We start from the raw sequence: 11,780 nt of genomic DNA, 5'->3' as shown, positions 1-11,780 counted from the left end.
CTTGAGGAGAGCGAAATTCCTGTCGGCTTGTTCGCGTATGTGGGATGGCAGTGCTTCGTAACACGTCCAGAACGCGTTCGTGGCGTGATGTTTCAAAGCGGGCGGGTCCGATTGCTGCGGAATTCCGACAGAGCGAGCTCAGCGAACTCGTCCAATGCTCCGTTGGCGGCGTCTTCGGTCAGATCCCGGTCCCAACGTTCAGCCTGAAGCGCCTCGAACCAGGCCGAGAATCGCTCGAACTCGTCCGGGCTAAGCTCTGAGACGCTCTTCTCGATTTGCTCCAGTTTGGTCATGCCGCACTCCTATCGTGCATATTGTACGCGAAGGGGGCGCCGGAAGGCAAACTTCACCCGATCAGCGCAAACCGGTCCACATCCACCATCCCCTTGTCCGAGATCTTCAAATGCGGGATCACCGGCAGGGGCAGGAAGGCGAGTTGGAGGAAGGGTTCCTGCAGCGTGGCGCCGAGGGCGAAGGCGGCCTGGCGCAGGTGATGCAGGGTGTCGCGGACGGTCTCGTAGGGTTCGAGGCTCATCAGGCCGGCGACGGGGAGCGCGATCTCGCCTGTCACCCTGCCGTCCTCCACCACGACGAAGCCGCCCTTGATCTCGCCCAAACGGTTGGCGGCGAGCGCCATGTCGTCCTCGTCTACGCCGACGACGCAGATATTATGGCTGTCATGGCCGACCGTCGAGGCGATCGCGCCCTTCTTCAGGCCGAAACCCTGCACGAAGCCGTTGGCATGGTTGCCGTTCTTGCCGTGGCGCTCGATGACGGCGACCTTGATGATGTCCTGCGCGAGATCGACGGTCGTCTGGTTGCCCTTCGCGGGCAGCCGGTAGCGCCGGTGCTCGGTGATGATCTTTCCCGGCAGCACGCCGATGACCGGCGTCTCGCCATCCGTGACCGGCACGGCAAAATGCGCGGCATTGACCGGCCGCGCCTTGACGCTGTCGAGGCCGACCGGGGCGACGGATTGGCGTGTCGCAAACAGCGCGTCGTCGACCCTGCGGCCGGCGGAAAACACGATCTCGGCCTTGCAGTTCTCCAGCGTGTCGATGACGACGAGATCGGCGCGCCAGCCGGGCGCGACCAGGCCGCGGTCGCCGAGCCCGAAGGCCTTGGCCGCGGAAATCGACGCCGCGCGATAGACGGCGAGCGGCGCGCGGCCATGGCCGATCGCGGTGCGGATCATATAGTCGAGATGGCCCTGCTCGGCGATGTCGAGCGGGTTGCGGTCGTCCGTGCAGAGCGCGATGAAGGGCGAGAGCCGCTCGGTGATAACAGGCAGCAGCGCCAGCAGGTCCTTGGAGACCGAGCCCTCGCGCACGAGGATGTGCATGCCCTTGCGGATCTTCTCCAGCGCCTCCTCGGCCGTCGTGCATTCATGCTCGGTGCGGATGCCGGCGGAGAGATAGCCGTTGAGATCGTTGCCGCGCAAGAGCGGCGCGTGGCCGTCGATATGGCCGCCCTGGAAGGCTTCGAGCTTGGCGAGACAGATCGGGTCCTTGTGGATGACGCCCGGGAAATTCATGAATTCGGCCAAGCCTATGACCTTCGGGTGGTCGCGGAAGGGCAGCAGGCGCTCGATCGGCAGGTCCGCGCCGGAGGTCTCCAGATGTGTCGCCGGCACGCAGCTCGAAAGCTGCACGCGGATGTCCATGATGGTTTCCAGCGCGCTATCGAGGAAGAACTGGATGCCTTCCGTGCCGAGCACATTGGCGATTTCATGCGGATCGCAGATCACCGTCGTGACGCCATAGGGCAGCACACAGCGGTCGAATTCATGCGGCGTGACCAGCGAGGATTCGATGTGCAGATGCGTATCGATGAAGCCCGGCACGACGATGCGGCCGGAAATGTCGATCTCGGTGCGGCCGGTATAGTCGCCGCAGGTGCCAACGATGCGGTCGCCGGAAATCGCGATGTCGGACGCGACGAGCTCGCCCGTCACGAGATCGAAGAACTGCCCGCCCTTCAGCACGATGTCGGCTGGTTCGCGGCCGGTCCCCTGGTCGATGAAGCGTTCCAAGTCGGTCATGGCAAAGTCTCCGAATCCTTTTGCAGAGACTCTAGCGGCGCGGCGGCGAGAGGGAAGGGCCGGCGCGCCGAATTGCTAGACCGGGAAGGTGACGGAAAAAGCGAAGCGCTTCGTTTCGCCGCCGGCAAGCACCGTCGTGGAAGGCCGATCTTTCAACTCGCGCGATCCGCCCAATTCCGCCGCCGTACCGTGCCAGGGCTCGACGCAGAGGAAAGGCGCGCCGGTTTTTGTCCAGAGCGCGAGGTTCGGCAGGTTTTCGAAACGGAATTTCAGCGCCGGTCCGCCCTCGGCCCCGTAGGTCAGGCCGTCGCCCGTGCCTTCGGGGAAGACCAGCGCGTCGTTCTCGAACAGTCCGTGGGCGAGCACGAGGCGGCCTTTGTCGAAGGGTGAGGCTTGGCGCTCCGAGGCGAGCAGGCCGTTTTCCAGCGGCTGGCGTTCCGGCTCGCCGCCGTTGTCGAGGATGACGCTGTGTGGCTTGCCTTCCGCGCCGGGCAGGGGCCAGGCGAAGGCAGGGTGGAAGCCGAAGCCGAAGGGCATCGGGTCCTGGCCGCGGTTCTCCACCTCGGCGGCGACTGTCAGCGTGGGGCCATCGAGGCTATGCTCGACGGAAAGCCGGAAATCGAACGGGTAGATCGCGCGGCTGTCGTCCGAGGCGTCCAGCGTGAAGCGGCAGGCGGTCGCGCTGGCACCGGCGGGCGAAAACTCGCGTCGCCGGGCAAGGCCGTGCTGCGCCATGGGGTAGGGCTTGCCGTCGATCAGCAGCGTGTCGTCCGGCGCCTTGCCGACGATCGGGAAAAGCACCGGCGAGCGCCCGGTCCAGAAGGCGGCGTCGCCGTTCCACAGCCAGTTCGCTCCGTCGCGCGATGTGATCGCCTGCATTTCGGCGCCGAGCGAGGAGACATCGATCGAGAGGTGGTCGTTCTCTATGCGGGTGATTGTCGGCATGAGGCTCTCCCCTGGTTTTATCGTGGGCACAATAGCCCCGAAACCGGGCGGGCTTGCAAGCGCTATCAGGGCACGGCTAACCTTCGGCCCCGCATGGAGAACGATATGCAGACGGCACATACCATACGCGCGGCCGAGACCTCGGAGATCTCCGCGCTTGCACGGCTCTGGCACGCCGGCTGGCAGGATGGTCATGCGGCGGTGCTGCCGGTCGAACTGACCCGCCTGCGCACGCTCAGAAGTTTTGAAGACCGCCTGCCGGCCATGCTGGACGATGTGCGCGTCATCGGCGAGCCCGGCGCGCTGCTCGGCTTCTGCTACATCAAGCATGACGAGCTGGACCAGCTTTTCGTGGCGCCGGAGGGGCGGGGTGCGGGCATCGCCGCAGCCCTCGTCGCCGATGCCGAAGAGCGGCTTGCCGCGCACGGCGTGACGACGGCCTGGCTTGCCTGCGCGATCGGCAACGACCGGGCCGCGCGCTTTTATGAAAAATGCGGCTGGACGCTGACCGGCACGGTCACCATCAGGACGGACACGATCGAGGGGCCGTTCGATCTCGATGTCTGGCGCTATGAAAAGACGCTTGTCCCCGCCGCATAGTGGTTGATGGCGCGAGGCCGGCACCATATGTTCAGGTCATGAACCGGAACGACGCGGCAGGCCCGATCATCGTCTTCGATGCGGAGTGCATTCTCTGCTCGGCCAATGCGCAATTCGTGCTCCGGCACGATCATGCCCGTCGTTTCCGTCTTGCCTCCATGCAGAATGCGGTGGGTACGGCCCTCTATCGTCGCTTCGGCATCGATCCGGCCGATCCCGAATCGATGATCGTCGTCGAAGGCGACCGGCTGTTCAAGGACAGCGATGCGGTGCTGGCGATCTATGCCGGCCTCGGCTGGCCGTGGAAGGCTTTTGCCGCGCTGCGCTTCATTCCCCGTTTCCTGCGCGACCCGGCCTATCGCTGGCTCGCGCGCAACCGCTACCGCATTTTCGGGCGGCGCGAAGCCTGCTGGGTGCCGTCGCCCGACGATGCGGACAGGGTGCTGTGAAAAGCGTCATCGTGCTCGGCGGCTATGGCGGTTTTGGTGCCCGGCTGTCGAGACGGCTGGCGGCGGATGGCTGGGCGGTGCTGGTCGCCGGCCGCAACGGTTCCGCGGCAGAGCGCCTTGCCGCGGACTTGCCCAACGCCCGCGCGCTGGAGGCCGATCGCAACGCCGACCTCCGCCCGCTTCTCGAAGCCCATCGCCCCTTCCTGCTGGTCGATGCGGCCGGGCCGTTCCAGGGCAGCGGCTACCAGGTCGCCGAAGCCTGCATCGCCTGCGGCGTGCACTATCTCGACCTTGCGGATGCGCGGGATTTCGTCTGCGGCATAGGGCGGCTGGATGATGCGGCGCGGGCGGCGAGCGTCGCGGTGGTCTCCGGCGGCTCCAGCGTGCCGGCGCTTTCCGGCGCGGTGATCGCGGAATTGTCGCGGGACATGGGGGATGTGTGTTCGGTCGAAACCTCGATCAGCGCCTCCAACCGGGCGACGGCGGGCGCGTCGGTCGCGGCGGCGATCCTGAGTTATGTCGGAAAACCGGTGCGGCTCTGGCGCGGACAGCGTGTTCGACAGGAAAACGGCTGGCACCGGCTGCATGTCGCGCGCTATCACATTGCCGGCCGGGCGCCGATCCGCCGGCTGGTGGCGCTCGCGGATGTGCCGGACCACGATATCGTGCCGGCCACCATCCCCGGAAGGCCGGCGACGGTTTTTCGCGCGGGGCCTGAATTCGCCTTCCAGCTCCTGACGCTCTGGCTCCTGAGCTGGCCGGTGAAATGGGGCTGGGTCCGCTCGCTTTCACCCTTCGCCGGATGGCTGCTACCGCTGCAGAAGCTGAGCGCGCGTTTCGGCACGGATCGCTCCGCCATGGCGGTCGAGCTCAAGGGATTTGCCGGTGGCGAGGCCGTGGTGCGCCGCTGGACGCTGATTGCCGAGGATGGCGACGGGCCGGAGATTCCGACCATTGCCGCGCATGTGCTGGCGAATGCGATGGCGGCGGAGCGGCTCGCGCCCGGTGCGCGCCATGCAGCAGGTACGGTGGTGCTGGACGATTTCGCCCCGCATTTCGACAGGCTCGCCATTTTTCGGGAAATCGAAAGCGGACCCTATCAGCCGCTTTACCGCCGCGTCATCGGCCCGGCCTATGCGACCCTGCCGCAACCCGTTCGCGCGATGCACGACCTGATCGGCGATGCCGGCGCCTCCGGGCGGGCGACGGTGCGGCGTGGAACCTCGCTGCCCGCGCGTATCGTCTGCACCGTCATGCGCTTTCCGCCGGAAGGCGAACACAACCTTCATGTCGCCTTCGAGGAGCGTGACGGCGTCGAGCGCTGGACGCGCGATTTTGCCGGCCATGCTTTCATGAGCGAACTCAGCCAGAAGGGCGACCGTCTCACCGAACGGTTCGGCCCGATGCGCTTCTCGTTCGATCTGCCTTCGGACGCCACCGGCCTCACGATGGTGATGCGCGGATGGTCCGTTTTCGGCATCCCCATGCCGCTATGGCTCGCGCCGCGCAGCGAGGCGCGTGAATGGGCGGAGGGCGAGGATTTCTGCTTCGACGTGCCGATCGCGCTGCCGGGCATCGGCACCATCGTGCACTATTCCGGCCGCCTGCGACGGATCTGACCCCGCAAACGAAAATGGCGGCCGAGGCCGCCATTGCGCGTCCGCCCGATGGGTGGCGATCAGATGTTGTTCTGCAAGACCTCGCGCAGCTTGCCGAACAGGTCGTCGATATGGTGCTTCTCGATGATCAGCGGCGGCGAGAGCGCGATGATGTCGCCCGTCGTGCGGATGAGCAGGCCTTTTTCATAGGCCTTGAGGAAGGCGTTGAAGGCGCGTTTGGTCGGCTCGCCGGCGATGGGCGCGAGTTCGACGGCGCCGATCAGGCCGACATTTCTGATGTCGATGACGTTGGGGCAATCCTTCAGCGAATGTAGGCCGTCTTCCCAGTAGGAGGCGAGTTCGGCGGCGCGGGTCAGCAGGCCTTCTTCCTTGTAGGTGTCGAGCGTGCCGAGGGCGGCGGCGCAGGCCAGCGGATTTCCGGAATAGGTGTAGCCGTGGAAGAACTCGATCATGTGCTCCGGGCCGTTCATGAAGGCATCATGGATCTCGGAGGTCACGAAGACGGCGCCCATCGGAATGACGCCGTTGGTGAGGCCCTTGGCGGTGGTGATGATGTCCGGCTTCACGTCGAAATACTGCGCGGCGAAGGGGGCGCCGAGGCGGCCGAAACCGGTGATGACTTCGTCGAAGATCAGCAGGATGCCGTGCTGCGTGCAGATTTCGCGCAGCTTCTGGAGGTACCCCTTCGGCGGAATGAGCACGCCGGTGGAGCCGGCGACCGGCTCGACGATGACGGCGGCAATCGTCGAGGCGTCATGCAGGGTGATGATGCGCTGCAGTTCGCTGGCAATGTCGCCGCCGTGCTCCGGTTCGCCGCGCGAAAACGCGTTCCTGTCCGGGAAGTGGGTGTGCGGCATGTGGTCGACGCCAGTGAGCAGCGTGCCGAACATCTTGCGGTTCGAGACGATGCCGCCGACGGAGATGCCGCCAAAATTGACGCCGTGATAGCCGCGCTCGCGGCCGACCAGGCGGAAGCGCGAGCCGTCGCCCTTGGCACGGTGATAGGCGAGCGCCACCTTCAGCGCGGTCTCGACCGATTCGGAGCCGGAATTCGTGTAAAGAACGTGGTTCATGCCCTCGGGGGCGATGTCCACCAGGCGGTTGGCGAGCTCGAAGGCCTTAGGGTGGCCGAGCTGGAAGGCGGGCGCATAGTCGAGTTCGCCGGCCTGTTCGCGGATCGCCTCGGTGATCTTCGGGCGGCAGTGGCCGGCGTTGACGCACCAGAGGCCTGCCGTGCCGTCGAGCACCTGCCGGCCGTCATGGGTCGTGTAGTGCATGTCCTTGGCGCCGACGAAGAGGCGCGGTTCCTTCTTGAACTGCCGGTTCGCCGTGAACGGCATCCAGAAGGCGCGCAGATCGTTTGGGGTGTTGAGGCGGTTGGACATGCGGTCTCTCCGGTGCTTCTGAATGCGGGGGCTTTTGAATGCGGGGCCATGCGGATGGCAAATTTTACCCGGCGGTCAAAGTATCAAGGCCCCCCGGGGCGTCAAGCAGCCTTGGGCGTGCAGCCATGCAAAACGCCCCGGACGGGCATCCGGGGCGGCCTATGCCGAGTGATTTCTGCTGTTCAGGCGATGCGCAGCTTCTTTTCGGCGGCGCCGCTGCCGGAAGCCCGGTAGATGCGCTCAAGCGCGTCGAGGATGGTCAGCACGGCATCCGACTTGCTCGAATAATAGATGGTCTGGGCATCGCGGCGCGTGGTCACCAGGTTCTGTGCGCGCAGCTTCGAAAGATGCTGGGACAGCGCAGACTGGCTGAGGCCGACCTGGTTTGCCAGGGCGCCGACCGCGATCTCGCCTTCGACCAGCACTTTCAGGATGAGCAGGCGTTTGGGGTTCGCCATGGCGGAAAGAAAGTCCGATGCAACTTCGGCCTGCGCGTGTTCTGCGTCTGAAATCTTGTCCATCTGAAACTCCTTTGGGCGTTTCCGCTTCAAATCATATGATTTTATGTGAATCCGCTTGTTAGCATATAAACAAAATACCCCTCATCAAGAGCCAGAAATGGGGGTATGCTGCACGCATAGCGATAGGCGCAGGCCGAAAACCCGGAACACGCCAAAGCGGACGGACGCGGAAACGCCGCTTTTCAGCCAGCCGCCCGTGCTTCGCGAAGCAAACGCGCAAGCTCGCCCCTGAGTTCCGAGGCCTGATCAAGTTCGCGTGAAAATTCCAATCGCTTCAATTTATCGCCGCTCGCAAGGTCCACGCCGGCCGCATCCAGGCCGACGATGATCCATTCGCCGTCCTTTGCGCCGCAATAATGGCGGGCGTAAATGCCGGCTGCCTCCGCATGGTCACTGTTCATGTGCTCGACGGCGCCGGTTTCCATCTCGGCGAGCGCGCCACGGGCGGGCGAGCGAATCAGCAGGTCGTCGGCGGCGAGCACGAAGGCCTTGCCGAAGCCGCCATTCAGATGGGCGCGCAGCGGCACGAGGCGGAAGAAGGCGAAATCCGGGAAATCGACATAGAGCTTGGCCTTCGGATGGCGGCGGATGAAGCGTTCGCGCAGCGCTGCGTGCGAATCGCTTTCGCGCACCACCTCCTCGGCCTCGCAGATGACGGTGAGGCGCGGATGGGCGAGGGGATCGCCCTTGCCGGGCTCGCCGGCGAGCAACGAGGCGCGCGGGTCGCGCCGCAACGCCTGGGTGTGGACGGACAGCGCCGAGACGAGGATGACCGGCGTGCCGTCGGTGTCAGTACCGGTCAGCGTGCGGCTGGCAAAGGGCGCGCCGCTTTCCGGTTCGATGACGGCGAGCGCGCAGCTTCGCGCCGAGCGCAGCAGCGTGCGGGCGAGGCGGCGGGCGTCGTCGTCCGTTTCGCGCAGAACGCTGGGTTTGTCCTTCTCGGCCATGGTGCTTGCTCCCGTATCGCGAATGCAAAAGGCAGCGCCCTTGCGGAGCGCTGCCTTTTCTAGTCCGATTGGGCGCGGCTGTCAGCCGCGGCGGCGGTGCCGCGTCAAACCGTTCACGACATCCTGCGCGCTGATCGTGCCGATCACCGTGCCGTTGTCGACCACACCGACATTGCCGGGCGTGCGCGACATGGCGTCGAGGATATCGACGAGCGGTGTTTGCGGTGTTGCCGTCGCGGTGACGCCGCCGTTGCTGGAGGCGCCGTGCTGCATGACGTCCTGCGCCGTCAGCATGTTGATCGGGTTCATGTTCTGCACGAAATCCGCGACATACTGGTTGGCCGGGTTTTTCACGATGTCCTGCGGCGTGCCGCACTGGATGATCCGCCCGCCTTCCATGATGGCGATGCGGTTGCCGATGCGGAAGGCTTCGTCGAGATCGTGGCTGACGAAGAGGATGGTCTTCTTCAGCCGGCGCTGGAATTCCAGAAGCTCGTCCTGCAAACGCGTGCGGATCAGCGGATCGAGCGCGGAAAACGGCTCGTCCATCAGCAGGATCGGCGCGCCGGTGGCAAACGCGCGGGCGAGGCCCACGCGCTGCTGCATGCCGCCCGACAGCTCGTTCACCTTGCGGCTCGCCCATTTGGTGAGGTTGACGAGTTCGAGCTGTTCGGCGACGCGCGCCTTGCGCTCGTTGTCCGGCACGTTGGCCAGTTCGAGGCCGAAGCCGACATTGTCGGCGACGGTGCGCCAGGGCAGGAGCGCGAACTGCTGGAACACCATCGAGACGGTGTGCATGCGGAAATCGCGCAGCGCCTTGGGCGTCGATTTGTACGGGTTCACCGAGCCGTTGCCGGCCTTCACCTGCACATCGCCGCGCACCACCGGGGCAAGCCCGTTGACGGCGCGCAGCAGCGTCGATTTGCCGGAGCCGGACAGGCCCATCAGCACGAGAATCTCGCCTTCGGTGATTGACAGGGTCGCATCGGCGACGCCGAGCACAAGCCCGGTTTCCGCGCCGATCTCGTCGCGGGTCTTGCCCGCATCGACCATGGCGAGCGCCTTTTGCGGGCTGTCGCCGAAGATGATCGAGACGTTCTGGAAGATGACGGTGTCGGTCATTGGGCGTCTCCGTCATCGGAGGAGCGGAAGAGGCGGTCGAGGATGATCGCCAGGATGACGATACAGAGGCCGGCCTCGAAGCCCATGGAGATGTTCACGGTGTTGAGCGCGCGCACCACCGGAACGCCAAGCCCCTTGGCGCCGACGAGGGCCGCGATGACCACCATCGACAGCGACAGCATGATGGTCTGGGTGAGACCCGCCATGATCTGCGGCGTGGCATAGGGCAGTTCCACCTTGCGCAGCACCTGGCTCGGCGTCGCGCCAAAGGCCTGGGCGGCTTCGACCAGCGAGGGCGGTGTGGAGATGATGCCGAGGCGGGTGAGGCGGATCGGCGCGGGGATGGCGAAGATCACGGTGGCGATGAGGCCCGGCACCATGCCGAGACCGAACAGGATGAGCGCCGGGATCAGGTAGACGAAGGTCGGGATCGTCTGCATGAGATCGAGGATCGGCCGCAGGATCGAATAGAACCAGGGCCGGCGCGCGGCGGCGATGCCGAGCGGCACGCCCACGACCATGCTGACGCCGGTCGCAGCCAGCACCAGCGCCAGCGTCTCCGTCGTCTCCTTCCAGTAGCCCTGGTTCACGATGAGCAGCAGGCCGAGGAAGGTGAAGATCGCCACGCCGAGCGAGCGGCGGAAATACCAGCTCAGCCCCGTCACCAGCGCGATGAAGAAAAACGCATAGGCGAGCTTGCCGCCGGCGCTGGTGATGAACGGCCCTTGCAGCAGGAAGAGCACGGCATCGATGCCGGCCTGCAGGAAGACCTTCAGGAAATCGAACAGGCCTTTGCCATTCGTCGTCAGCCAGTTGACGGCTTCCTTGGCAATCGGGCCGATCGGAATTTTAGAAACGGTAAGCCAATCCACGGCAGCAAGCCCCGTTCTGGAGGTTGAGGATGAGCAGAAATGCCCGCGCAATTCCGGGTGCAAAACCGTTGCACACTTTTGCTGGAATTGCAGTATCCAGAGGCAAGAAGGGCGGGAAAGTTTCCTTCCCGCCCTATTCTGGCCTGTTAGAGACCGAGTGCCGTTTTTACGGCCGGCAAGGCCTCGCCGCTGCCGTCCTTGGTCGTGACGCCGGCAAGCCACGGCTCGATGGCCGCCGGGTTGGCCTTGATCCATTCGGTCGCGGCCGCTTCCGGGTCCTTACCGTCGTTCAGGATCTTGCCCATGATCTGGTTTTCCATTTCCAGCGAGAACTTGAGGTTCTGCAGGAACTTGCCGACATTCGGGCATTCGGCGACATAGCCCTGGCGCACGTTGGTGTAAATGGTCGCGCCGCCGAGGTTCGGGCCGAAGACGTCGTCGCCGCCGGTCAGGTACGTCAGCTTGAAGTTGGCGTTCATCGGGTGCGGTTCCCAGCCGAGGAAGACGACCGGGGTGCCATCCTGCTCGGCGCGGGCGACTTCCGCCAGCATGCCCTGCTCGGAGGATTCGACCACTTCGAAGCCGGTGAGGCCGAACTTGTCGCCGGAGACCATGTCGATGATCAGGCGGTTGCCGTCATTGCCCGGCTCGATGCCGTAGATCTTGGCGCCGAGCGCATCCTTCTGCGCGGCGATGTCCTTGAAATCCTTGATGCCGAGTTCGGCGCCCTTGGCGTTGGTCGCGAGCGTGTACTTCGCGCCCTCGAGGTTTTCGCGCACGGTCTCGACCGAGCCGTCCTCGCGGAACGGCTTGATGTCGGCTTCCATGGTCGGCATCCAGTTGCCGAGGAAGACGTCGATGTCCTTGTTCTTCAGCGAGGTATAGGTGACCGGCACGGAGAGAACGGTGGTTTCCGTCTCGTAGCCGAGGCCCTTCAGGATGGTGGCGGCCGTCGCGGTCGTGGCGGTAATGTCCGTCCAGCCCACATCCGAGAACCGAACCTTGCCACAGCTTTCGGCTTCGGCGGCCGAAACATGGGCGACGCCGAGGGCGAGGACGGATACGGCTGCGGCAAGAATGGTTTTGAATGGTGATGCAGTCTTCATTTTTTGCTCCCCTTATAATTGGTGGTATAGCCAATCATCAAAACGACATGCTTTCAAGCACCTTGGCGTGGCCCGAAGCCACTGAAACGTCCAATAAATTTCGCGCCTGTTCGCAATTGCGCCCATGAATGTCGCAACGGATGGGCCGTGCTGTTTTCTGTGGTTTTCCGCCC

General features: G+C 64.8%; 12 protein-coding genes. 3 read left to right on the top strand and 9 right to left on the bottom strand.

Annotation, left to right across the window (positions count from 1 at the left end):
• Positions 1–92: 92 nt before the first annotated feature.
• From J2Y63_RS21885 to J2Y63_RS21875, 3 genes are all read right to left on the bottom strand, one after another.
• Positions 93–293: a hypothetical protein gene (locus tag J2Y63_RS21885; RefSeq protein ID WP_256117593.1), complete on the bottom strand. Its 201-nt coding sequence runs from the start codon at positions 291–293 to the stop codon at positions 93–95.
• A gap of 53 nt (positions 294–346) precedes the next feature.
• Positions 347–2,041 carry an adenine deaminase gene (ade, locus tag J2Y63_RS21880; RefSeq protein ID WP_435267799.1) on the bottom strand — a complete coding sequence of 565 codons (1,695 nt, stop codon included), beginning with the start codon at positions 2,039–2,041 and terminating at the stop codon, positions 347–349.
• 75 nt (positions 2,042–2,116) lie between these two features.
• On the bottom strand, positions 2,117–2,986 hold the full coding sequence (locus J2Y63_RS21875; protein ID WP_435267798.1) for an aldose 1-epimerase family protein: 870 nt from the start codon (positions 2,984–2,986) through the stop codon (positions 2,117–2,119).
• A 105-nt stretch (positions 2,987–3,091) separates the two neighbouring features.
• Between J2Y63_RS21875 and J2Y63_RS21870 the strand changes: the two genes are divergently transcribed.
• Genes J2Y63_RS21870 through J2Y63_RS21860 form a run of 3 tightly spaced genes read left to right on the top strand, consistent with a single transcriptional unit; the run spans position 3,092 to position 5,654 of the window.
• Entirely contained in the window at positions 3,092–3,586 is a 495-nt protein-coding gene (locus J2Y63_RS21870) for a GNAT family N-acetyltransferase (protein ID WP_435267797.1), read from the top strand.
• A gap of 38 nt (positions 3,587–3,624) precedes the next feature.
• Positions 3,625–4,035, top strand: coding sequence for a thiol-disulfide oxidoreductase DCC family protein (locus J2Y63_RS21865; RefSeq protein ID WP_435267796.1), 411 nt, complete (start codon positions 3,625–3,627; stop codon positions 4,033–4,035).
• Positions 4,032–5,654 (top strand): DUF4166 domain-containing protein, encoded by a 1,623-nt coding sequence (locus tag J2Y63_RS21860; RefSeq protein WP_435267795.1) that lies wholly within the window; start codon positions 4,032–4,034, stop codon positions 5,652–5,654. Before J2Y63_RS21865 ends, J2Y63_RS21860 begins: the two co-directional genes overlap by 4 nt.
• Positions 5,655–5,713: 59 nt before the next feature.
• Here the strand turns inward: J2Y63_RS21860 and J2Y63_RS21855 are convergent, their stop codons facing one another.
• The 6 genes from J2Y63_RS21855 to J2Y63_RS21830 form a co-directional block, all read right to left on the bottom strand.
• Positions 5,714–7,039, bottom strand: a complete 1,326-nt coding sequence (locus tag J2Y63_RS21855; protein WP_435267794.1) for an aspartate aminotransferase family protein — start codon at positions 7,037–7,039, stop codon at positions 5,714–5,716.
• 182 nt (positions 7,040–7,221) lie between these two features.
• A complete protein-coding gene (locus tag J2Y63_RS21850; protein ID WP_256117585.1) occupies positions 7,222–7,560 on the bottom strand; it encodes an ArsR/SmtB family transcription factor in 339 nt (112 codons plus the stop codon).
• A gap of 182 nt (positions 7,561–7,742) precedes the next feature.
• The gene (locus J2Y63_RS21845) at positions 7,743–8,507 is read right to left on the bottom strand and encodes a HugZ family protein (protein WP_435267793.1); all 765 of its coding nucleotides are present in this window, start codon (positions 8,505–8,507) and stop codon (positions 7,743–7,745) included.
• A gap of 81 nt (positions 8,508–8,588) precedes the next feature.
• Entirely contained in the window at positions 8,589–9,629 is a 1,041-nt protein-coding gene (gene choV / locus J2Y63_RS21840) for a choline ABC transporter ATP-binding protein (protein ID WP_435267792.1), read from the bottom strand.
• Entirely contained in the window at positions 9,626–10,501 is an 876-nt protein-coding gene (gene choW, locus J2Y63_RS21835; RefSeq protein ID WP_435267791.1) for a choline ABC transporter permease subunit, read from the bottom strand. Before choW ends, choV begins: the two co-directional genes overlap by 4 nt.
• Before the next feature lie 146 nt (positions 10,502–10,647).
• On the bottom strand, positions 10,648–11,607 hold the full coding sequence (locus tag J2Y63_RS21830) for a choline ABC transporter substrate-binding protein (RefSeq protein ID WP_256117580.1): 960 nt from the start codon (positions 11,605–11,607) through the stop codon (positions 10,648–10,650).
• Positions 11,608–11,780: the final 173 nt, after the last annotated feature.

Source organism: Shinella sp. BE166, from assembly GCF_051201095.1.
Lineage (GTDB): Bacteria > Pseudomonadota > Alphaproteobacteria > Rhizobiales > Rhizobiaceae > Shinella > Shinella lacus.
The sequence above is the reverse complement of the archived record's forward strand: the minus strand, read 5'-3'. Positions and strand labels throughout refer to the sequence as shown.

Excerpts from the sequence above, each read along its gene's own strand:
- J2Y63_RS21885 (WP_256117593.1), bottom strand. The coding sequence starts at position 293 with ATGACCAAACTGGAGCAAATCGAGAAGAGCGTCTCAGAGCTTAGCCCG.
- ade (WP_435267799.1), bottom strand. The coding sequence starts at position 2,041 with ATGACCGACTTGGAACGCTTCATCGACCAGGGGACCGGCCGCGAACCA.
- J2Y63_RS21875 (WP_435267798.1), bottom strand. The coding sequence starts at position 2,986 with ATGCCGACAATCACCCGCATAGAGAACGACCACCTCTCGATCGATGTC.
- J2Y63_RS21870 (WP_435267797.1), top strand. The coding sequence starts at position 3,092 with ATGCAGACGGCACATACCATACGCGCGGCCGAGACCTCGGAGATCTCC.
- J2Y63_RS21865 (WP_435267796.1), top strand. The coding sequence starts at position 3,625 with ATGAACCGGAACGACGCGGCAGGCCCGATCATCGTCTTCGATGCGGAG.
- J2Y63_RS21855 (WP_435267794.1), bottom strand. The coding sequence starts at position 7,039 with ATGTCCAACCGCCTCAACACCCCAAACGATCTGCGCGCCTTCTGGATG.
- J2Y63_RS21850 (WP_256117585.1), bottom strand. The coding sequence starts at position 7,560 with ATGGACAAGATTTCAGACGCAGAACACGCGCAGGCCGAAGTTGCATCG.
- J2Y63_RS21845 (WP_435267793.1), bottom strand. The coding sequence starts at position 8,507 with ATGGCCGAGAAGGACAAACCCAGCGTTCTGCGCGAAACGGACGACGAC.
- choV (WP_435267792.1), bottom strand. The coding sequence starts at position 9,629 with ATGACCGACACCGTCATCTTCCAGAACGTCTCGATCATCTTCGGCGAC.
- J2Y63_RS21830 (WP_256117580.1), bottom strand. The coding sequence starts at position 11,607 with ATGAAGACTGCATCACCATTCAAAACCATTCTTGCCGCAGCCGTATCC.